This is a genomic window from Paraglaciecola mesophila KMM 241, from assembly GCF_000315015.1.
In the GTDB taxonomy this organism is placed as follows: domain Bacteria; phylum Pseudomonadota; class Gammaproteobacteria; order Enterobacterales; family Alteromonadaceae; genus Paraglaciecola; species Paraglaciecola mesophila.
The window spans coordinates 1-22,681 of the sequence record NZ_BAEP01000023.1 but is presented as its reverse complement, the minus strand read 5'-3'; the positions used below and the strand labels follow the sequence as shown (position 1 = coordinate 22,681).

The 22,681-nt window shown below is 45.0% G+C and carries 19 protein-coding genes; 9 read left to right on the top strand and 10 right to left on the bottom strand.

Going from position 1 to position 22,681, the window contains the following annotated elements:
• Nucleotides 1-83: 83 nt before the first annotated feature.
• From GMES_RS05095 to GMES_RS05080, 4 genes are all read left to right on the top strand, one after another.
• Entirely contained in the window at nucleotides 84-1,979 is a 1,896-nt protein-coding gene (locus GMES_RS05095) for a glycoside hydrolase family 3 N-terminal domain-containing protein (protein ID WP_006991517.1), read from the top strand.
• Nucleotides 1,980-2,102: 123 nt separating this feature from the next.
• Nucleotides 2,103-2,504, top strand: a complete 402-nt coding sequence (locus GMES_RS05090) for an NUDIX hydrolase (RefSeq protein WP_006991516.1) — start codon at nucleotides 2,103-2,105, stop codon at nucleotides 2,502-2,504.
• Between the two features lie 243 nt (nucleotides 2,505-2,747).
• The gene (locus GMES_RS05085; RefSeq protein ID WP_006991515.1) at nucleotides 2,748-3,596 is read left to right on the top strand and encodes a MurR/RpiR family transcriptional regulator; all 849 of its coding nucleotides are present in this window, start codon (nucleotides 2,748-2,750) and stop codon (nucleotides 3,594-3,596) included.
• Between the two features lie 360 nt (nucleotides 3,597-3,956).
• Nucleotides 3,957-6,800: a TonB-dependent receptor domain-containing protein gene (locus GMES_RS05080; protein ID WP_006991514.1), complete on the top strand. Its 2,844-nt coding sequence runs from the start codon at nucleotides 3,957-3,959 to the stop codon at nucleotides 6,798-6,800.
• A gap of 184 nt (nucleotides 6,801-6,984) precedes the next feature.
• Here the strand turns inward: GMES_RS05080 and GMES_RS05075 are convergent, their stop codons facing one another.
• The 7 genes from GMES_RS05075 to GMES_RS05045 form a co-directional block, all read right to left on the bottom strand.
• Nucleotides 6,985-7,503, bottom strand: coding sequence for a PepSY domain-containing protein (locus tag GMES_RS05075; RefSeq protein ID WP_033184923.1), 519 nt, complete (start codon nucleotides 7,501-7,503; stop codon nucleotides 6,985-6,987).
• Nucleotides 7,504-7,672: 169 nt separating this feature from the next.
• Nucleotides 7,673-8,848: an exo-beta-N-acetylmuramidase NamZ family protein gene (locus GMES_RS05070; RefSeq protein ID WP_006991512.1), complete on the bottom strand. Its 1,176-nt coding sequence runs from the start codon at nucleotides 8,846-8,848 to the stop codon at nucleotides 7,673-7,675.
• Nucleotides 8,845-9,768, bottom strand: coding sequence for an N-acetylmuramic acid 6-phosphate etherase (gene murQ / locus GMES_RS05065; protein ID WP_006991511.1), 924 nt, complete (start codon nucleotides 9,766-9,768; stop codon nucleotides 8,845-8,847). Before murQ ends, GMES_RS05070 begins: the two co-directional genes overlap by 4 nt.
• Nucleotides 9,769-9,785: 17 nt before the next feature.
• Nucleotides 9,786-10,673, bottom strand: a complete 888-nt coding sequence (locus GMES_RS05060) for a glucosamine kinase nucleotide-binding domain-containing protein (protein ID WP_039986652.1) — start codon at nucleotides 10,671-10,673, stop codon at nucleotides 9,786-9,788.
• Nucleotides 10,670-12,250 (bottom strand): sodium:solute symporter, encoded by a 1,581-nt coding sequence (locus tag GMES_RS05055; RefSeq protein WP_006991509.1) that lies wholly within the window; start codon nucleotides 12,248-12,250, stop codon nucleotides 10,670-10,672. The genes GMES_RS05060 and GMES_RS05055 overlap by 4 nt, the downstream gene beginning before the upstream one ends.
• Nucleotides 12,251-12,256: 6 nt before the next feature.
• On the bottom strand, nucleotides 12,257-13,669 hold the full coding sequence (locus tag GMES_RS05050; protein ID WP_006991508.1) for an SH3 domain-containing protein: 1,413 nt from the start codon (nucleotides 13,667-13,669) through the stop codon (nucleotides 12,257-12,259).
• Between the two features lie 12 nt (nucleotides 13,670-13,681).
• Nucleotides 13,682-14,848 (bottom strand): DUF819 family protein, encoded by a 1,167-nt coding sequence (locus GMES_RS05045; protein WP_006991507.1) that lies wholly within the window; start codon nucleotides 14,846-14,848, stop codon nucleotides 13,682-13,684.
• A 155-nt stretch (nucleotides 14,849-15,003) separates the two neighbouring features.
• On the opposite strand from GMES_RS05045, the gene nagB-II reads away from it, so the two are divergent.
• Genes nagB-II through GMES_RS05030 form a run of 3 tightly spaced genes read left to right on the top strand, consistent with a single transcriptional unit; the run spans nucleotide 15,004 to nucleotide 18,476 of the window.
• Nucleotides 15,004-15,987: a glucosamine-6-phosphate deaminase NagB-II gene (gene nagB-II, locus GMES_RS05040; protein WP_006991506.1), complete on the top strand. Its 984-nt coding sequence runs from the start codon at nucleotides 15,004-15,006 to the stop codon at nucleotides 15,985-15,987.
• 1 nt (nucleotide 15,988) lies between these two features.
• A complete protein-coding gene (gene nagA / locus GMES_RS05035; RefSeq protein ID WP_006991505.1) occupies nucleotides 15,989-17,119 on the top strand; it encodes an N-acetylglucosamine-6-phosphate deacetylase in 1,131 nt (376 codons plus the stop codon).
• A gap of 16 nt (nucleotides 17,120-17,135) precedes the next feature.
• Nucleotides 17,136-18,476, top strand: coding sequence for a sugar MFS transporter (locus tag GMES_RS05030; protein ID WP_006991504.1), 1,341 nt, complete (start codon nucleotides 17,136-17,138; stop codon nucleotides 18,474-18,476).
• A 55-nt stretch (nucleotides 18,477-18,531) separates the two neighbouring features.
• Here the strand turns inward: GMES_RS05030 and GMES_RS05025 are convergent, their stop codons facing one another.
• The gene (locus GMES_RS05025; RefSeq protein ID WP_039986647.1) at nucleotides 18,532-19,602 is read right to left on the bottom strand and encodes a S66 peptidase family protein; all 1,071 of its coding nucleotides are present in this window, start codon (nucleotides 19,600-19,602) and stop codon (nucleotides 18,532-18,534) included.
• 316 nt (nucleotides 19,603-19,918) lie between these two features.
• On the opposite strand from GMES_RS05025, the gene GMES_RS05020 reads away from it, so the two are divergent.
• On the top strand, nucleotides 19,919-20,962 hold the full coding sequence (locus tag GMES_RS05020; protein WP_006991502.1) for a GGDEF domain-containing protein: 1,044 nt from the start codon (nucleotides 19,919-19,921) through the stop codon (nucleotides 20,960-20,962).
• Nucleotides 20,955-21,176 (top strand): hypothetical protein, encoded by a 222-nt coding sequence (locus tag GMES_RS05015; protein ID WP_006991501.1) that lies wholly within the window; start codon nucleotides 20,955-20,957, stop codon nucleotides 21,174-21,176. The genes GMES_RS05020 and GMES_RS05015 overlap by 8 nt, the downstream gene beginning before the upstream one ends.
• A gap of 22 nt (nucleotides 21,177-21,198) precedes the next feature.
• Here GMES_RS05015 and GMES_RS05010 read toward each other — a convergent pair whose 3' ends face one another.
• Together GMES_RS05010 and GMES_RS22775 are read right to left on the bottom strand one after the other, a co-directional pair.
• Nucleotides 21,199-22,296: a Fic family protein gene (locus GMES_RS05010; protein ID WP_006991500.1), complete on the bottom strand. Its 1,098-nt coding sequence runs from the start codon at nucleotides 22,294-22,296 to the stop codon at nucleotides 21,199-21,201.
• 51 nt (nucleotides 22,297-22,347) lie between these two features.
• Nucleotides 22,348-22,681, bottom strand: a 334-nt coding sequence (locus tag GMES_RS22775; protein WP_226990248.1) for a hypothetical protein, incomplete at its 5' end; no start/stop codon positions are given.

Here is a 22,681-nt window from a genome sequence, read left to right as displayed (position 1 = left end):
TTTTTTTGTTTTATTTTCCTCGCGCGTTATTTTATTGCAGTACAAATAAGTACCACAGCGTGTTTTATTTTAAGGAGTAAGTCATGGGTTTTAGGCCAGTGCATTTGTGTTTCATCCTTTTCTTTGTCATCGCTTGTATATCGTGCACAAGCAAACCATCAATCGATCCAAAGATTGAAGCCTTGGTTGCGCAAAAACTGATGCTCGATATTCGCTATTTCTGCGAAAAGAGCGAGCTTGATGTGACCACACAGCGCTGCACTGCACCTGTCACTACGTTACCCGACGACCTTAAAGAGATGATCGCCGACACAGGTGTAGGCGGTATTATCTTATTTGCCAATAACTTGGTCGACACAGAGCAAATGCTTCGCCTGAATCGAGACTTGCAAGCAGCCTCAACCAATGGCGGGCACTCGCCATTGCTTATCTCTATTGACCAAGAAGGCGGGCGTGTGGTGCGCATACCGCAAAATATTAGTACTGCGTTCAGCGGTAATATGGCCATTGGTGCCACATACGCCGAGCATGGAACGCACTTTGCCACGCTTAGCGGTGATGTGATTGCTAAAGAGTTAGCCGTACTGGGTTTTAATGTTAATTTTGCTCCTTCAGTTGATGTAAACGTCAACCCAGAAAACCCTGTAATAAACGTGCGCTCATTCGGGGAAGACCCACAAGTAGTTGCTGAATTGGGGTTAGCCCAAATGCAAGCAATGCAACAAAACGGCATTATTGCTGCGCTGAAACACTTTCCTGGACACGGGGATACCAACACCGACAGTCACTCGGGCTTGCCCTTGGTTGAACATGACTTAAATAAGATAAAAGCAGTAGATTTAGCGCCATTCCAGTATGCCATTGATAATGGCGACCCGGGCATGATCATGACGGCACATATTCAATACCCAGCCCTTGATAGCGCCACATTTACCGCAACCGACGGCAGCAAAACAATACTACCGGCCACTATGTCGCGAGCGATTTTAACCGACTTGCTCAGAGAACAAATGGGCTTTCGAGGCGTGATCATCACAGATGCGTTAGATATGGCCGCCATCGCCCATTTTTACGAACCTACCCAAGCGGTATTACAAACCTTCAAGGCGGGTACTGACATCGCGTTAATGCCAATGGCGATCCGCACTGCACAGGACATTCCTAAGCTTAAAAGAATGATTGCTGATTTAGCTTATGCCGTTCAAATCGGCGACTTAACGTTAGCTGAAATAGAGGCGTCAGTGGCACGTATTCAAACCTTAAAACAAAATTATATCCCGTCTAACGCTGCCCAGTTATCCCCAGCAAAAGCACTCGCTCGGGCGCAAAGCATATTGGCTGCGCCTGCTCATCTAAAAATAGAGCAAGACTTAGCGGATTACGCCATTGTGGCAATAAAAAATCAGCAAGCATGGCCAATAAAGCAATCCACTAAACGCATTCAACTCGTCATGCCAGACAAGGCTAAATGCATGGCCATGACAACTGCACTAACTGATGCACTTAACACTTTTGACCCGCGGCCTAAACTGACAATTCGCTGTGCTAGCTTAGTGAGTGAGCCAACAGATAACATTCTTGCCCAACAACGTGACGCGCAATTAGTGATTTACACTGATATTACCCCCCAGCAAAGTTTGGTTGAAATGGGGGGAATGGACGATATTACTGATTGGCGCTTAAGACCGAATAAAGAAGCGTTAGATGCCAAGTTACTCACCTTGATGAAAGACGTTAAACCTCATCAAAAATCGCTTCTGGTGAGTATGCGCACCCCTTATGCTGTTACTCAATACGCCGATTACCTGGACGGCATTTTGGCTAGCTTCGCTTATAACACCCAAGTTACTGAGCAATTAGATGAAAACGGAGCAGCCCATGCGCACCACGAAGGCCCTATTTATCGTGCTTTGGCCAATATTCTGTTGGGTAATCAACAGGCCACAGGATCTTTACCCGTTAGCGTGGGTAAGCATTAGGTGAATGAAATATTCTGCTGCCAGCACGGTCTTGTTAATGAAGTGTGATGTGTTCCCTGTAGCGTGACCTGCAACCGTGCTCTACTCGTATCTCTTTAACAGCTCTGAATAGGGGGAATTTGTATGGCGTTTAACGATACATTTCGCATCAGCAGCCATGGTGTTATCTTCAATGAAGGTGGGCAAGTTTTATTACTAAAAGCCACCTATGGCAATTGTGCTTGGGGCTTACCTGGCGGTGCACTTGAGCCTGGTGAAACCATTCATCAAGCCTTGTTGCGAGAGTGCCAAGAAGAATTAGGCGTGCAGGTGGAAATTGAGTACCTTTCTGGGGTGTATTTTCATAGTGCATATAACTCTCAAGCATGCATTTTTAGAGTTCACTTGGGAAAACAAGCCATATGTCTAAGTGACGAGCACTGTGAATACGGTTATTTTGATATTGATTCACTAGCAAAGATACAGAAGCAGCGCGTCGAACAATGCGCTGCGTATAACGGTCAAGTGGTCAGTGACGCGTTTTGAGCTTTGTGTAGCAAAATCGACGTTTTAGCTAGGCTTTTGATTTCTTAACAATGGAATAATGTTCAAAATTCAAACAATTTTTAAATTATACTATGTTAAAAGGTTTTGAATAAATTATCGATTTGTCTTTGCCGAAAATCGGCACTAACGGTAAGCTAATTGCTCTTAAATTCACAATGTTTTACGCGTAACTTGTTAAAATTACGGTAAACTAAATAATAAATTATTACTCTGAGTTGCTTAATGTCTACTTTCACAAAAATAAAAGCCATTAAAGATACCCTTTCTAATAGCGAACTAAAGCTCGCTAAATTTGTACTTAGTTCGTCAAACGCAGTAAGGGATTTGTCATCTCAAGAACTCGCGAATGTCGTTGGCGTCAGTCAATCTAGCGTGGTGAAATTCGCCCAAAAGCTAGGATACAAAGGGTATCCAGCGTTTAAGCTCGGTGTAATAGACGCATTAAATTCAACTGCGAGTGAGGGCAATCTACACGGTAAGATCACCCTTAATGATAGTTTCAAACAAGTGTCAGAAAAGCTACTTAGTAGCAAAGTCGCTGTATTAACCGAAACCAAAAACCTGAATGAAGAAGCCGCGTTTCACCAGGCTGTGGAATTACTCAAATCTGCTAAGCGCATTTTAATTTGTGGCTTAGGTGGTTCAGCACTGGTAGGGAAAGACTTCTCGTATAAGCTACAAAAACTTGGCATGTTAGCTATTGAAGAGCCTGATATGCACGCCCAACTAGCCTTTGCTGCAACCTTGTCTGAAAACGATTTGGTGTTTGCCATTAGTGAATCCGGCAGTACCCGTGAAATCGTCAATGTAGTGAAACAGGCCAAGCAAAACAGTTGTAAAGTGATCACGGTAACCCGCTATGGCGCAACGCCAGTATCTGATCTTGCAGATATCAAACTATATTCAGTAGCAGAAGAAGAGTCTGCTCGTTTGTCATCGATAATGGCCCGTACTGCTCAAGAGTTTATTATCGACATCTTGTTTATTGCTATCACTCAATCATCAAGACAGGGGCGCCAATTACTTGAGAAAACCAACTCAGTGGTCAGTGACTTTAGGCAATCTTCTTAACATCCCACAGTAATACACCCTTTTTTGGCGTTAAATAGCCGTAATGACGGCCGTTTTAGCGCTGATTTTTTTTCTATTACAAAATTTCTCGGCTTAACTCCCTGATGGTATTAGAAATCTTTAGTACCACTGGATTTTTGTACGAATTGGTAGCGCTCAATTTTCAGCCTCTTCGCTCAATTACCAGCCTTAAAACGTTTAAATAAAAATCAATGCAAATAGTTATTAACACCACTTAACAAAACATTTACGACATATTTGTTTGAAATAACAGCTAATGCCCCATACAATCCACCACAATCTGCACTTATAGCAGATAGATTCCTTATCTTTCCTATAATTACCTTCTCAGGGACACATATGCATAAAATTACTCAAGCCGTAAAGCTAGCGCTTTTAGGCGGCTCATTAGCTATGACAAACAGTGCTTTGGCTCAACAAAGCGCCGATGCAGCGGACACAGTAGAAAAAATCCAAATTACAGGCTCTCGTATACTTCGTGAAGGCGCTATCGCACCTTCACCTGTGACAGTACTTAGCGGTGAGAGTTTGCTAAATACTGGTGCCATGAATATCGGTGAAGCACTAAATGAGCTTCCTGCATTAGCGAGTACTTACTCTCTTTCGAACTCTGGACAGTTCATTGGCACCGCCGGTTTAAGCCTTCTTGATTTGCGTGGGATGGGCACTGAGCGCACCCTAGTATTAGTCAACGGCAAGCGCCACGTAGCGAGCAGTGCAGGTACCGCTTCGGTTGATACCAACACCATTCCTACCAGCTGGATTGAGCGCGTTGAAATTATCACAGGCGGTGCTTCAGCGGTTTACGGCGCAGATGCGGTAACGGGTGTGGTTAACTTTATTCTTAAAGACAAGATTGAAGGGTTACAAGTTAGTGCAACTAAAGGCTATGCGGACAACCACGACTACAGCAACGACAAGTATTCATTCTCTTACGGCACTAACTTCAATGATGATCGCGGTAATATCGCCTTCTCAGTTGAGCACAGCAGCCAGGAAAGCTTGAACGCCCTAGATAACCCTTGGACATCGACTTCGTTCCGCAATCTAGCTAACAATGCGCAAAATGATGACAATAGAGATTCTTTAGATGTCCCTGACGATATCTACACACCTAATGCGGGCATCTATGCTTTGAGCAACGCTGGTACCTTTGCTATTGGCGATGATTACTATTCATTTAACCCTAACGGTTCAGTACGCGACGTATACCTAGGTGATAACGTAGACGGCATAGCGTGTGAAAACTGTGATTTTATTAATTTGAATCAATTCAGCGAGCTTCAGCCAGAGTTCGACCGCACCAACTACAACCTTAAGTTAAGTTACGACTTAACGGATAATATCCGTGGTTATGTTGAAGGTAAGTACGCTCGTACTCGCTCAACTAATATTGGTCAGCCCGCGTTTTTCTTCTTTGAAAGCGAAGCAGATGCAATAACCATACAAAACGATAACCCGTATGCAGGGGAAGACTTGCTTGCCTTAATGGGTGCAAATAATCTCACTAAAATTACTATCGACCGTATGTTGACTGATGTTGGCCGCCGTACAGAAGATGACGAGCGTGAAACCACCGCGTTTGTTGCTGGTTTTGAAGGTTACATCAACGATGATTGGGGGTTTGAAACCTATATCACGCGTGGTGAAACCAAGCTTGAGCGTGCCAACAAGAACAACCTTGTATTGGCTAACTTCTACAATGCAGTAGATGCGGTTGAAGCTGACGACGGCTCAATTGTCTGTCGTGATATGGCAGCTCAAGCAGCAGGCTGTGCACCATTAAACCTACTAGGTGACGGCGCGCCAAGCGAAGCTGCACGTAACTACGTTAACACCACCTCTGTTGGCAACAGCACCATCACGCAAACGGTTGTCGGCGGCTCAGTAAACAACTCTGGTATTTATGAATTACCAGCAGGTTATGTGGGTTTTGCCGCGGGTATTGAATACCGCAAAGAAGAAAGTGAAATTGAAGAGCCAGACAACGCTGAAGGAACTTTCTTCAACGTATTAGGCGAAGACAAGGGCGACTTCGATGTTAAGGAAGCCTACGTAGAGTTTTCAGTGCCTTTGCTCACCGACTTACCAGGTATTCAAGATCTAAACTTTGAAACCGCACTGCGTATTGCTGACTACAGCACTATCGGCAATGCTAAAAGCTGGAAGTTAGGCCTAGACTGGCAAGTGTATGACGACCTACGTATTCGAGCTACCCACTCGTCAGCCCTACGTGCACCTAACATCAGTGAATTGTTCGGTGAAGCCAGTCAAACATTTTTCAGCATCGACGATCCTTGTAAAACGTCTGAGTTAGGTCAACTGGCTGACGCATCAACGCGCACATCAAACTGTGCTGCTCTCGGTGTACCTGCTGACTTTGATTCAGATTACGACCAGGCCACCATCGAAGGCGAGCAAGGCGGTAACATTAACCTTCGCGCTGAAGAATCGAAAAGTACTACAGTGGGCGTGGTTTATCAGCCGTCTTACCTTGAAGGCTTTGTTGCTACTGTTGATTACTGGAAAATTGAATTAACTGACGCCATTTCTTCAGTTGGATCGCAAACCATACTTGATCGTTGTGTTGATAACACGAGCGGCGTTAGCAATGATTACTGCTCGCTGATTACCCGCGATGCAAGCGGTGAAATTTCACAAATTAGAAGCTTTTCTCTTAACCTTTCAGGTCAAGATGCATCTGGTGTGGATTTCGAACTTGGCTATGATTTTGATGCACTTGGCGGTTCATTCAAAACTAACCTAATTGGTACTTACCTAATTGAGCGTAAAGAGTATCCGTTCCAAGAAGATACATCTGACTATGTAGAATATGCTGGTACTGCAGGTGAATCAGAGTGGCAAGGTATGTTAAGCGTGAGCTACATGGTTGATGCGTGGCAAGCGGGCATCAAAACCCGTTATCTAGAGCGTGTCAGCATCTATGACAACCAAGAGCTGGCCGTTAACCCTAACCGTAGCTCTTTGATGGAATATGGCTCGTACGCGATTTCAGACGTCACTGTAGGCTACGCATTTGAAAATGGTTTATCACTGACTGTTGGCGTAGACAACGTATTCAACCGTGACCTTCCATTTGGAACGACTGGCACAGGCGAGAAGACTGGTGCATATGAAAACATCGGTCGCTTTGGTTACATAACACTGTCATACGCGATGTAACATCTATATTGACTACTTTCGTTGCAGTTGCTTTTATCAAGGGCGGTGTTAGTAGCCTAAAAGCAGCACTCGGTACTCGGTACTCGGTACTCGGTACTCGGAATAAACAGTATTGAGTAACGCGAAAGTCACCTAACAAAAAGGCCTCAATTGAGGCCTTTTTTATGAATTTTAATTCAAATAGTTATGAACCAAATATCACCACTAGCAAAGCAAACACAAATCCCCCCGCAGCTATTTTCATTCCGTTTTTAAACAACTTTGCTTTTGGCATAAACATCAAAAACGCAGAGACGACAAAAAACAGCAGCACCACACCAAAAGTAATATTTAAGATGAACAAAGGGCTGTTAGTGGTGGCTTTATGCAAACTGACTAATTTGGCTAATACCTTGGGGTAATCCTTTTTAGTGACAACCGCCTCACCCGTGTTTTTTTGATAAGCGCCATAGTTAAAACGAATTTCTTGTTCATCTTCAGCCTGAACTTTAAAACCTTTCAGATGAAGGGCCTCTTCTAGCGCTTTTGTGCTCAGTTGGGTGTCAAGTTCATGCACTGTGGTGTATTCGTATTTCATAAAATCCGTACTACGAAATATTAGCAATATTCCACTGACTGCATACACCGTCATGATACCCGCAAGGAAAAACCCCATCCATCTATGATACTGCCTAAAGGTATTGTGAAACTTTGCTGATGCCATACTGCCCTCTGTCATGTGTCATGTGTGAACGTTATATCGTGTTTTAAGTGAAAAACGCTGTATTTAACCACAGAGATTTAGATATGTCTGATGTCTTTACCTAAGTTTGCTCTTGAGTCGCACAGACGCGAAGCACAGTTACTTACTTGATAACTGAATCAATAATATATTAAGGGTAAAGTAGGTAGGGCTGGCGCTGAGCGATGAACTTGACTAATCCTGCTTGCCAGCTTTGTTTGATTTCAGCAGAGCTTTGACCTGCTTCTATGGCGTTACGCAGTGAATCCGTGCCGGCTAACTTATCCATAAAATCCGCTCGGTCAAATAAGCGCATATCACGGTTAGAAAATTGCTGCTGCGCCTCTACCAGCCAGTCTAAATTAAGGCCTCGCTCAGGGCTTTCGCGCAAATCAGTGCCTTGAAGTGCCTTCCCTTCTAGCTTGGGGTGCAGCGCACTGCCGGGGCGTGACTCTGGATTGAATGCAAATTCGCCTAATGCAATATCATCAAACCCTAACACCTGAAATGGAAAGTCGGTACCGCGGCCGACACTAATAGGCGTAGCCTCAAAAAAACACAGACTTGGGTATAAACCAATCGCTTGGTCATTAGGTAAATTAGGGCTAGGGGCAACAGGTAGCGAGTAGTGCATAGTACGGGAGTAATTAGCCACTGGAATGGTGACCAAATCAAGCGATTGCGCTTGGTTTATCCAGCCTTCGCCTTTAATCATACGAGCGAGTTCAGCCACCGTCATACCGTGCAAAACAGGAATGGGATGCATACCTACAAATGAACGATATGCAGGTTCGAGTATTGGCCCATCAACGAAACGACCGTTAGGATTGGGGCGATCCAGTACCATAAACTGAATACCTGCCTCTGCTGCGGCTTCCATCATGTAGTGCATCGAACTGATGTAAGTATAAAAACGCACCCCGACGTCTTGAATATCAAATATCACCACATCAAGTTGTTGCAACATTTCCACTGGCGGCTTTTTAAATTTGCCGTAAATAGAAGTGATAGGAATACCAGTTTTTGCATCTATTTCGCTGTTGACGTGCGCTCCTGCATCATGGTCACCACGAAAACCGTGTTCAGGCGCAAAGATACGCGCGACGTTGACAGACTTATCTAACAGATAATCCGCTAAGTGCCTGTTGCCCACCATCGAGGTTTGATTTACCACTAAGCCTACACGTTTACCTTTTAATTGGGGCAGGTATGCTTCTGAGCGCTGGGCAGCAACTTTGATGGCCTGAGTATTACCCTTCTCTACCTGAGAAAAAGTACCACATGCACTCAGTAATAAAGTAAATAGCGCTAAGTAGATGAGCTTCATGACTCACCTTGTGACATGGCATGGCGCAGAAAGCCCTGTTTCTGAGCGAGCTTTTCTCGGGCCTGCTGCACATCAACGCCTGTGAGTATCATTAAAATCGCCACTTTGACTTCTTTATTCGCATGACCAAGGGCTTCATATGCGGTTTGCTCTTCGCAGTCTGTGGCTTGCATCACAATACGCACCGCACGTGCATACAACTTTTGATTACTGGCGTTAAGGTCCACCATTAGGTTTTGATAGGTTTTACCGATACGGATCATGCTGGCCGTACTAAGCATATTAAGTATGAGTTTCTGGGCGGTGCCTGATTTCAAGCGTGTAGAGCCGGTGAGTACTTCAGGGCCCACTTGGGCACAAATATCAATATCAGCTATCTGTCCGATGACGGAGTTAGGGCTGCAATTTACCGCAATGGTTTTTGCTTTACACTGTTTGGCGTACTCTAAACCTGCCGCCACATAAGGCGTTCGGCCACTGGCAGCAATACCCACTAATACATCGTTAGCATTAAAATTAATTGCTTTTAAATCATTCACAGCCATTTCACGGTTATCTTCTGCCCCTTCAACGGCGTGTATAACCGCTTTTTCGCCACCCGCGATCAAGCCAATAACCATACCCTCTGGCACGCTAAAGGTTGGCATACACTCTACCGCATCGAGTATACCTAAGCGCCCGCTCGTACCAGCCCCCATATAAACCAAACGGCCACCTTGGTTAAAGCTTGATACGATAGCTTCAACTCCAAGGGTAATATCAGCCATTGCTGTGCTCACCGCAGCAGCAACTTTATGATCTTCTTGATTAATCTTTTCCAAAATCGCTAGAGTGGGCAAGGTGTCTATGTCGAGCGTATCTAAATTACGCCCTTCAGAAGCGATGCTATTTAATTCACTGAGCAAATTTATTTGAGTCATAAATTGATTACGTTCGGTTAGTTAATGGATGCAGGCGAGCACAATTGCTTTGCCAACAAACAAGCGCCATCAAGAGAGTTTCCCTTACTTGGCACGATTAAATTGCGATAAGTCGCACTTAGCAGTCCTTGGCTTGGTTCAGCAAGACCACCCATGAGCACCAAGGGCAAATCACTTGAACCGCAGGTACGTTTGATTAATTTTTCGATCATAGTGGCATGAGCAGTGAGTACTTCTAACGCCACCACACATTCTTCTTTGAGGGTGAAAATATGCGGGGCAAGCGCTGCGAAGTCGGCTGGTTTCGCCATCGCTAACCATTGCAAAATTGAATGGCGACTGTAACCAATTTGGCTGGCCACAAACAAACTTAACGTACTTTTTGCTACCCCATTTAAGTCCATTTCCAACAGCAACTTTTGAACCGCTAAGTAACCCAGTTTTGCACCGCCACCTTCATCACCGATACAAAAGCCCCAGCCGCCTATCATCTTTTCGTTGCGGTTATGATCCATGCGCATTCCAACCGAACCGGTTCCGAGAGCTACGACAGCCACTGGATGGCCAGCATTAGCGCCGTACAAGGAGGACTTGGCGTCAGACACCACATTTAATTTAGCAAATTTGAAGACTAAATCGCGCTCTAATCTAGCCACCAATGATTTATCACCGGCTCCTGCGACACCGAACACAGCCGATACCTGCTCAGCGCAGCAACCCGCTTGCTCAAAAAGCTGACCGCAGGCATCTGTGATATTGGCTAACGCCAAGGAGTAATCATTACTAAGGGACGTTGCCCCAGCATTTACTTGCCACTGCATTGAGGTTTGTAAGTCAACAAGCCGGGCAACAGTTTTCGTACCCCCGCCGTCTAAGCCAAGAATGAATTGAATAGTATGGTTCATGCTTCCTGTCCCTGAAATTGCAATTCGCTGCTGCCTTTGCCTGATAAACACACTAGGCTTGCGACCAACGTCGCGATACAAAGTTGCCAAGTAAATCCTATGTGTACTATCCAATCTTGTGGTAAATACAGCGTCATAATATAAGGCTGAAATAAGAGCGTCGTCATAAAGCCGCAAATGAGCGCCGCTAACACGCTTTGAGGGCTACCGCGCTTGGTGAAGATGGCGGTGAAATAAACACCTAATAAGCCACTGTAAGAGAACACCATGACACCCAAAGCAAATTGTAAAAGTGGCGTGTCGGTATATTGCTGCCAGTAAAAGCACAAGCAGGCCATAGCGCCTAATGCTGCAGCCACCAACCCCATAGCCACGCGCCCAGCGCTGACAAAATGCATGTCACTATGGCGATTACCCTTCTTCTCTTGCCAAGGTGCGTAAATATCTTGAACCAACACTGACGCCATAGAATTCAACCCTGAATTAAGTGTCGATAGCGCTGCAGCAATGATGCCAACCGTTACCAACGCTTTCACACCAGCGGGTATATGGTTTAACACGTAATACATGAAGATAGTGACTGGCTCACCTTCAAAGGTCGGTAAAACCTCGCCTGCAGCGCCGCTGTGCATCAAATCTGGGCGCTGATAATAAACATATAAAAGCAAGCCAATAACAATGAAAAGCAGCATGATGGGAATTACCATGACAATGGAATACAACATGGCTTTACTGCCGTCTTTGGCATTTTTACACGTTAGCACGCGCTGGGTCATGTCTTGGTCAAGTCCAAATGCGGCGATATTTAACAACACAAAGCCAGTAAACACTGACCAGATGTTAAACACGCCCGAGGGGCTGAAATCCCAATCAAATTTGAACAACGCCAGCTTCGATGCTTGTCCAGCTCCGGGTTCGGCAAGCACCGCCATTACACTGGATAAATCACTGGGGATCGCCACCAGCAAACAATAGATAACCGCTACCGCTGCCCCTACATATACACAGCACTGAATTACATCACTGTATATCACTGTCTTGATACCGCCATACACTGTGTACATCAGACCTGCAACGGTCAAAATACAGGTAGCAGCCACTACATGTGATGCTTCAATGTCCGCAAATAAAATCATCGAAACGGCAATCGCTGCCATGTACAAACGTGCGCCACTAGCGAATATACGGCCACATAAATACATCAAACCTGCTTGTTTCTTCGCTTTAGGGCCAAAGCGAACTTCGAGCAATTCGTATACTGTGTACACATTAAATTTATAAAACTTAGGAATAAGAAAAGTGGCAACAAAGAACGCCGCCACAAACGCGCCTAAGTTAGTGGCTAAATAAGACAAATCACCGCGGTAACCCTGATCAGGGCCGCCTAAAAATGTGGCTGCAGATTGCGAGGTGGCGAGCACAGATATGGCCACCGCCCATACTGGCATAGTGTTACCACCACGAAAATAATCTTGGCTGTTCGCTGAGCGGCGATTAAAAAACCAACCTGAGCCCAGTAGCAACAAGCCATAAGCAACAAAAACCAACCAATCTAAACCAGAATACTGTGCGCTCATTAATGCTTACCGTATACGCTTAATATTGTAGAGACGATCCACATAGCTGTTTTTCTCAGACAATCGAAGGGGTAACAAAGGCGTGACGGACACACCGTTTAAGGTGCCTTTATAGAGCTTTTTATTCTCATCAAAATACGCCAAGCCTTTTACGTCGTGGATCACAAACGGCTGGCCCTTTTCATCACCTAAATAGAGCATCACATGGCCCGGAATATAAAGTAAGTCACCTACTTCTAAGCTTTCAATGGCCGCCAGTTTATCTGCCATGGGGGATTGCTTGGAGAACCGGCTATCAATACCGAAGTCGGTTCCACCCTGATCGCCAGAGTTGCGTGGCATTAAAATGCCGAACGAGCGGTAAATTTCCCCCACAAACCCTGTACAGTCACGACCGTTATAGTCATGCCCCCAACCATAACGTTCACCTAAAAATTTGAAGGCTTGGCGAATAACGTTCGCTTTGGTGTATGTCATGTACCCTAAATGCACGTCTTGGCTTCGCCCGATAAGGGCTTTTTGTAGGCTCAACTTCCCTTGTGGTGTGCGAGTGGGCAACCAAACCACGTAATTGGCATAAGGGTTTTGGCCGTATAACGCGGTTGGCACGTCGTTTTCGCTAACTAAGGGCAGGCGTACACTCATGTCTAGTTGTTGCTCAGACACTGCCGGCATGTCAGGCACGTATTGAGTGAATACCTTGGCGCCGGTAATCACAACGAAATCACTTTCGTCTTTAAATTCAGCAACTTGCTGTTTACTGCCAAGAGCAAAATTTTCGACTCGTGTCCAAGCCAAGTAGTTAAACCCTTGCACCAACGCCCACTGCTTATCTTTGCTGTAGGTTAGGATCGCAACTGCGTCCCCTGGAAACAGAGCGCTTTCTTGAAAACGGTCAAGGTCCGCATCCATCCCTGAGTTCAGCACTCTCTCATCGGTTGGGAAGGTACGTAGTGCTGCGCGCTTTACCATTAAGCCAAATTCTACTTTGTGCTCATTCGGTGCTGGAGCAAAAGCCATATTGTCTTGATAAACCTTATAGACTTGGGGGCTCAACTGGCGTCCATCAACAAAATAGCGCGCACTTTTAGGCACTTTACTGATGCTGTGAATTTTCGCTGTGAGTTGTTTGTCAGTAAGTGAATCTGGGATACTTAGGGGATCACTAACAAAACGATTATGCACAATTAACCCTTGGTTATGTGCATTAATCTGTTCTTGGGTCATGACTTGCTGTTCAGGATTTTTTAGATTCTGCAGCCAATGATCAGGGTGTAACTGCGCTTGTGTTACATTCATCACATCAGTTCCCCAGTTTTTTTGCAGATCTTTGGTAGGATGCTGTAGAGCACTGGCAGGCAATGCAGTCGCACTTAAAGCGCCCAGCAGTAACAGCCCGATTGATAAAATACGTTTCATATTGTTCTCCGTTTACGCTGCGCTTAGCCATGCTAACGCTCGCCCTACCAGTAAGCCGCCGCCGGTGCCAACTATGTAACCCAACATGGCCATTAACACGCCCACAGGGATTAACGCTCGAGAATAAGCAGCAGCAAGGATAGGAGCAGATGCCACGCCGCCAATATTGGCCAATGACGCGATACCGCAGGTGAATAAATCAAGTTTGAACAGCTTAGCCACCAGCAGCATAAGCCCACCATGTACAGCCAAAATAAATAAGCCAAGCAAAATATAAATAGGCGCTTGGGTTAACTCGTTAAAATTAGCTCGCGAAGCAATCAAGCCGATAATGAGATACAGCATGAGCGATGATAACTCTTTGCCCCCCCACATTTTGCTGATGGGAGTGATGGCACAAATGACACCCAAAACGGTGACCAACATCACAGTCCATGCGGTTTTAGTGAAAAATTCTGTCACAGGCAAAGCGGCAGCAAGATGCTGACATAAGATGGACACCAACATTGCCCCAGATAGCAAGACCAACATAGAGGTGGTTTTATTGCCTGTGTATTCTTGTTGTTTACTGGCTAAATTGGCACTGACTTCTTCTAATGCTTTACCATCAGCTTTAGTCCAATGATTGAAGCGATTCGCCAGGGGAACTAACGCCAACAGAAACATAACCCACATGGCGTAATCAATTGAGTCAATCAGCAAGGTGTACCCCATACTGGAATCCGGCACATTCAGCGCCGCTTGCACCGCGGCCATATTGCCTGTGCCGCCCATCCAACTGCCGCTTAGCGCCGCTAGTGTTTTCCACGCATCTGGGGCTAAAAAGCTTTTGAATAGCGCAAAACCAATGACAAATGCACAACCAATGCTTATCGCCGCAGCAAAAAATGCCAACAGCATCTTACCGCCCAAGCGCTTAATTTGACGTAAATCAGCATCCAGCAACATTAGGAAGATCATAGCCGGAAGAATATTTGCCTTAAGAGAAGAATACGCCTGATTGATCTCTGCTGTTTTGCTCCATAAGCCCAGCGTAGACATCATCATGACGGTGAAATACAGCAGTACGATGGCAGGTAGATAATGGAATAACTTCCAACGGGTTTTCTCTTCTACTAGGGCTAGCCCCCCCGCAATAAAGAGTAAAACACTGATGTATGCAAAGGCAGTCGTGATCATAAAAAAGGTGGTTAGTTTGCAGTAGTCAAACAGTACCCAGTTGCAGACTATTTGTAAATAACTATTATAAAATATAGAAAAATAAAGAATAATTTATTATTCTAAATCCACTGTACACTTTACCAACATAAAAGGGGTTCCCATTGAGTAGCTTTATGGCGCAAGAAACCGCGCAAACACCATCTGTTATACGTCAGCAACTCATTCGTAACGCCGAGCAGTGTGAAACACTCGTCCGCCAAATAAAAGCGAGAAAACCCAGTTATGTGTTGATGATTGGCCGTGGTTCATCTGATCACGCAGGCGTTTTCGCTAAATACTTATTAGAAACAGAGCTAGGCATACCCGTTATGGCCTCCGCCCCTTCGGTATTCGGTATTTACCATAAATCTGTCGATCACCAAAACGCCTTAGTGATTGCCATTTCCCAGTCTGGCCGTAGCCCTGATATTGTGAATCAAGTGAAATCAACTAAAGCCAGTGGCGCTATGTGTTTGGCGTTGGTAAATGACGAACAGTCTCCTCTAGCGCAAGCAGCTGATTTTGTACTGCCCATGGGCGCAGGGCTAGAGCAATCGGTTGCCGCAACCAAAAGCTACTTAGCCAGTTTAAGTGCATTGCTGCAATTATGTGCCTACTGGAATAACAACACTGCGCTACTCGCTAGCCTAAATAATCTGCCGGATGCACTTGAGCAGGTACTCACTCATCCTGCACAGTTAACGCCCGATTTACTGCACGATATTCAACATTGCGTCATGTTAGGACGCGGTTTTGGTTATGCCATCAGCCGTGAAATGGCGCTGAAGTTAAAAGAAGTTCTGGCGATACACTGTGAAGCTTTCAGTAGCGCGGAGTTTATGCACGGCCCGTCGGCCATGCTTGCTAATCAGCTCCATGTCATTGATGTTCAAGTTGAAGATGAAACGGCTGACGTGCATAGTAGCCAGATACAAACCTTCGCCCAACAAGGAGGTCGCGTTGTATCTCTATCACACCCTAAGCTTGCGCTGCACCCTCGATGCCTGCCGTTATTGGTAGTATTGCGTTTCTATGTAGACATAGAGCGTATCGCTCAAGCTTATGATAGAGATCCAGACCGACCTCAGGGCCTCAAAAAAGTAACAGAGACCCATTAAAATGCAATTTAGATGTGAGCGCTTACTGACTTCTAACGGTTGGTTGAATGACCAAACGGTTACCGTTGAACAAGACACGATCCAAAATATAAGAGCAACATCTTCTAATGACGCACATTTAGCGTTTTACCCTGGCTCAGTGGTACCTGGTTTTATTGATGTACAAGTTAACGGTGGTGGTGGAGTGCTGTTTAATCAGTCTCCTACCACAGCAGCTTTAGCCCAGATGAGCCAAGCTCATCGCAAATTTGGCACTACAGGGTTGATGCCGACACTGATCACCGATGAACTGCCTGTCATGCAAAACGCTGCCCAGGTCATGGCCGAAGCCATTGATCAAAACGTGGCTGGGATCCTTGGGGTACATTTCGAAGGACCACACTTAAGCAAACCGAAAAAAGGCGTGCATGATGAAGCCTTCATTCGCCCCGTCACTGATGATGAATTAGCCCTTTATTTACGTAAAGACTTGGGAAAGGTGATTGTTACGCTCGCACCGGAAAATGTTAGCCCAGACGTAATTAAGCAATTGTGCCAGCATGGGGTGAAAGTGTGCCTAGGCCACTCTAACGCTGACGCAGAGACCGTACTAAAGGCAATTGAGGCTGGTGCAGATGGATTTACTCATTTATTTAACGCTATGTCAGCCATGCTGTCACGAGCACCAGGCATGGTGGGTGTGGCGCTAAATACCCCTGACACCTATGCAGGTTTAATTCTGGATCATTACCATATTGACCCAATTTGCAGCGAAATAGCGATTAAAATCAAGGGCAAAGAAAAAATGATGCTAGTCACAGATGCCATGGGATTAATCGGCACTGACGATGACAGTTTTATGTTTGGTAAACAGAAGGTCACTCGAGTAGGCAATAAGCTAACCACAGATAACGGTACGCTAGCGGGCTCACATTTAGATATGCTCAGCGCAATCAAAAATGCTGTGCATGATTTACATATTCCTCTTGAAGACGCCATCACAATGGCCAGTACTACACCTGCCCAATACCTAAATTTACAAGACACCCATGGCGTTATTGGTAAAGGCAAAAAAGCGGACTTTGTTGTACTAGATGATGATCTAAATATCACGGCCTTATGCCAATCAGGGCGATTCATTCCACAATCATAAAAATAAGGGACAACCCATGACACTCACTACTTCTGCGCGGCGCTCAAGCATTATGCCCATGTGCATAATTGCACTGCTGTTTTTCATATTCGGCTTTGTAACTTGGTTAAACGGCGCACTGATCCCTTTTTTACAAGTGGTGTGTCAGCTCTCTGAAACTCAAGCTCTGATGATTGCATCGTGCTTTTACTTCGCTTACGTAGTAATGGCGTTGCCCATGGCGATGATCTTGGAAAAGGTCGGTTATCAGTCATCCATGGTATTGGGGTTAAGCATTATTGCCCTTGGCTTGCTAGGTTTTATCCCTGCGGCGTTACTGCAAGAGTTTTGGATCTTCCTTGTAGCGCAGTTCGTTATCGGTAGCGGCTTAACCATATTACAAACCGCCGCTAACCCTTATGTGGTCAATGTTGGGCCAACTAAAAGTGCTGCTGCGCGTATCGCGATCATGGGCTTACTCAATAAAGGTGCAGGTATACTAGCGCCCCTTCTTTTCACCGCATGGGTGTTAGGCGGCTTTAGCGACATTAACCTTGCGACTGTCAATCAAATGCCTGCAGAGCAGCAGCAACTACAAATCGAAAGCATGGCTCATCAATTGATTTCCCCATATGTAGGCATGGCCATTGCCTTACTGGTATTGGCCGGCGGTTTGTCGCGTATTTCATTGCCTGATTTGGCTTTATTAGAGTCCCCTGTCAATGATGAGTCAGACGCGCTTGAAGATAGCGCTCGTCATCAGACCAAGCGTTCCATTTGGCAATTTCCGCAGCTTGTGCTTGGCGCTATTGCGCTGTTCTTTTATGTTGGGGTAGAAGTTATTGCCGGCGACACGATTGGCTTATATGGTGCAAGCATAGGTGTGGCTAATGCCACCACGCTCACGTCATATACAATGGGATTTATGGTGCTAGGTTACTTGCTAGGTTTGCTGTGTATTCCACGCTTTGTATCACAAGCCAATGCCCTGCGCATCAGTGCCGTTAGCGGTTTGGTGATTACCATTTTATTGCTGTTCTCTTCGAATGAACAAACCATGCTATCGCAATTACTCTGGGGATGGTCCGGCATCGCTGTTATTCCAAACAGCGTCACATTGATTGCCTTGCTGGGCTTAGCCAATGCCATGGTATGGCCAACACTGTGGCCTTTAGCACTGGCTGACTTGGGGCGTTTCACCCCAAAAGGCTCTGCGATTTTAATCATGGGAATTGCAGGGGGGGCGCTGATGCCAATTATCTACGGACAATTAGCTCAAGCTAGCAATAACCAACAGGCTTATTGGATATTACTGCCAGGATATTTAATGATTGGTTTCTATGCATTTTATGGTCATAAAATGCGTATTTGGTCATAAGCAACTGATTTTATTAGGGGTCATTCCCCCCTTAAATAAATGAATAAACGCGGTGTTAAAGCACCGCGCTTTCATCTAACGTCAATTGTTGCTTGGTTGCATCAAGTGTTGCCATAGCGCCAACAGGTACAGTCGCCATATCTTTAATGTGACCAATCATCACTCCACTTAGCACGGGCACGCTCAAGTCACCTAAACGGTCTTTCAGCACATGTTCAACGCTAAAGGACGGGCCGCTACTCGGCTCACAATCAGTACACTTACCAAACACTATACCTGCTACTTTGTCCAATCTACCTGCCAGTTTCAGGTGGGTTAACATACCGTCAATCCGGTAGGGCGCTTCTTCTACGTCTTCTAAGAACAAGATTTTGCCAGCATAATCTGGCTCATAAGGGCTACCCACTAATTTAACCATAAGCGACAAGTTACCACCTATTAATACGCCCGATGTCTGACCTTGGGTAACGGTTGTAAGACGGTTGTCTTTTTCTGCCTGACCTTCGGCGAGTTCGAAGACCGGCGGTGCGGCCAACGGCATACTCTTCACAGGATTGAACAGCACGCTTTTGAATTCACCTAAGGTGTACTCAGTAAAGCTCTGTTTCGCAATAGGTCCGTGAAAGGTCATGATACCGCTTCGAGTGTAAATCGCATTAAGCAGCGCTGTGACATCGCTATAACCGAGGAACACCTTGGGATTTTGGCGGATTAAATCATAGTCTAGATAAGGTAAAATACGTGGCGAGCCATAGCCACCACGCAAACAAAAAATAGCGTCCACTGTATTATCAGCGAACATGCTATTTACGTCATTAGCTCTGTCTTTATCGCTGCCCGCTAAGTAAGCTGTACGATCAAACAGATGAGCAGCACTTTTCACCTTAAAGCCAAAAGAGCGAATAATATCCATGGCGAAGTAGATCTCTTGGTCTTCCCAAGTATTGCTACTTGGAGCAATAAGCCCAATGGTCTGGCCCGGCTTTAAGCGCTTAGGTTTGCGAATTTTCACCGAGCGCTCACCCGCATCGGCCAAAGAAGCCGCGCTGACCGATGAGAGGGGTATCAAGGCGCTCGCTATAGCGGAAGTAATAAAGGCTTTGAGTAACGTTCGTCGGACTATCATAATATTTCTCGGTTTTTTGTTTAACTTAGCAAATTAGACGCTGAGCAAAAAGAAGTAATTATTACAATTTTCAGAAAAAATAAGAATATTGTAGTCATTCGCAGTTGTCACATCCCTCCAATGAAGTATGTAAAGACTACAATTTTCACTCGCGTTACAGGGTAATTAGCCTAAAATTATCGTTATTTAGTTACAATCATCCGGCTAAAAAACAAAAAATATCAATATGTTATGGGTTAATGTCTAAATTGGCACTTAAGCTGCTTAAAGAGTCATTTAATCGTCAAATTACAATCATAAGAACGGGGAAACCACCATGAGCGTATCTAAATTACGCCCCAACCAGGACATCGAACCTAGTGCAGCCACATTGACAGCGGGTACGTCCGTTGCCAATAGCGAATTGCGCAAGCAAACCCTAATGGTGGTGGACGATTATCGTTCTAATTTACAAGCGATGAACGCGCTATTTGAATTTCAGTATCAAGTTGTAATGTTTGATAATGCAACAGATGCATTAATACACGCCCAACAAGAGTCAGTAGATTTAATTTTGCTGGATTTAGACATGCCCGACATGCACGGCTATGACGCCTGTACTGAGTTGAAATCGAACCCGTTAACAGCCCACATTCCGGTGATATTTGTGACTGCCTCCGACAGCACTGACGATGAAGCCCACGGACTACTTTTAGGCGCTGTGGATTACATTACCAAGCCGGTCAATTTGACCATTCTGCGTGCTAGGGTACGCAATCATATGGAGCTGGTGTACTACCGCAAGCAATTAGAAATATTGTCCAGTGTTGATGGCTTGACCGGTGTGGCGAATCGTCGCCAGTTGGATACAGTATTGTTACAGCACTTTGCATCAACCATCAGATTTGGTCGTTGTATGACCTTAATGATGATTGATATTGATGATTTTAAACCGTACAACGATTTGTATGGCCACATGCAAGGTGATGATTGCTTAAAGCGCGTAGCTCAGGCTATTCAATCGGTTCGTCGCAGAGAAACAGATTTCGTCGGTCGCTACGGCGGTGAAGAGTTTGCCATGGTGTTGCCAGATACTGACTTAGATGGGGGACTTGTGATGGCCAATAAGCTGTTGCAAACCGTCAGAAGCTTAAATATCGAACATCAAGGGGCAAGCGCTGCCGATAGAGTGACTATCAGCATAGGCTTAACAGTGTTTGAAGCAAAGCAAGAACAACCGACGCAAATGACAGTGGAAGAGTTGATTGAGTTAGCCGATAAGCAATTGTACGCAGCCAAGTTTGCTGGTAAAAATCGCGTGAGCCATTTTCAAATTCCCGAATTTCCATCACAATCAAAAAGTGAAAATGACCATGAATAATAACGAAGCAACCCTAATTCGTAAACACATTCACAATGTCAGAAACCCCCTAAACAGCATCGCCCTGCACGCTGAATTAGGGAACATGCTACTTGAGGGGCAAGCCAGCAATCAGGAATTGCAAAATGCTTTTTCAGTCATTTTACAGCAATGCCGAGAATGTGACCGAGAGCTAGGAAAAATCCGCAGTTTAGCTGCACCAGAAAGCCCTTAACGCTACTGACAAACTATGAATTCTAAACTTGAAACAATACTTCATCCATCTCCATCCACGCATCGAATATTTCTTTGCAGTCGTAAATTATAGTGTTGTGAGGTTCTTTCACCCGATGCTCATTCAAAACTCCACATTCCAGCAATTCGGTGATCGCTGCACTTCCTTCAATCAAGGTCCATCCAAACTTCTCTGAAAGGTAAGCTGGAGTAACTATCGGTTGCTCCGCGATGTGAGATAGTAAAGTGGCAGCTTGATGACTGAGCTGCCTTAATGTTAGTTTTTTTTGGATCAAAGAGCTTGCATTCAGAAGCCTCTTGCACAAAATATCAGCCGTGTTGGTACTCCATTGAATAGCTTCATTCCAAAAATCAAAAACTTGCTGCCATTGCCCTTGCATAATAGCACTTGGCGCATCTAAGTAGCCATTATGCTGGTGAGCCAAACGAAATAGAAATGGACTTATATATGCCTTTTCATCACGCATGATTTGACTCAAAAGTGCATCGGCTATTGCTCTGTTAAGGCGCCCATTACCGTCATTAAATGGATGGATCAGAATAAATTGATTGGATAACATAATGATATCTTCAATGCTTATTTGTTCGATATCGTTAACATAGTTAATCCAGTCGGTCATTAAACCAGAGACTTTTTCAGGAGGCGGTGGAACGATATGCGCATTATCGGGTGAGCTCCCGCCTATCCAATTCTGCACATCTCTAAAGTGGCCTCCATTGTGGTGATGGGGGTCAAGTGATTTGTGCACTTCGCACAAAGTAACCAGTGTAAGTGGTCTTTTACGTAATGACTGTAAAGCGCAACGGTATCGTTCGGATTGTAATGTTACAGATTCTGCCAATTCATCACTCCGCTTAAGGCCTAAACGCATAAGCGATAGTCGCTTTCGAGAAATTGCCCTGCCCTCCTTTAGACTAAATCCACCAGCTAAATATCGTGAAGTAAAACACTGCAAATTGCCAATTTGACAGTGCGTTTCTAAAAATTTCAATACTAGTGATGTTGGTAAATCTAATGCACAAGTTTGATTGGCAAGACTTTCAGGCATTAGGCATCGGTAGTTTGCATTATTGCTCGGCCATACTTTTTCGATATACATAATTTGTTCCAGCATTTGAGGGCTGTCGAGACAGCCCTCAAAGGTTGTTCTTTATAGTGAATAACCTAAAGTTTGGGTTTGAAATCCGAACATTTGATTGTTCGATTCATACCGTCCCCCAGCGCCAAATCCTCCCTTTCCGAAGACTTTAGCCCTTGCGTTCAAGCAATAGTTTCCATTTACCTTAGTGATGCTATTACTAGCGCTACTGACATTCCACGAGCGGTCAACAGTGACAACTAAACCACTAACTGGAGAAGGCGAGTAGCTACTAGTGATCACTGCATTACGACTGAAGTCAGGAATGATGTCGGTGTTCGTGAAGCATTGTTGTACCGACTTAGATTCATAGCACCTAAATAAACAACCTCCTTTAGATAAATCT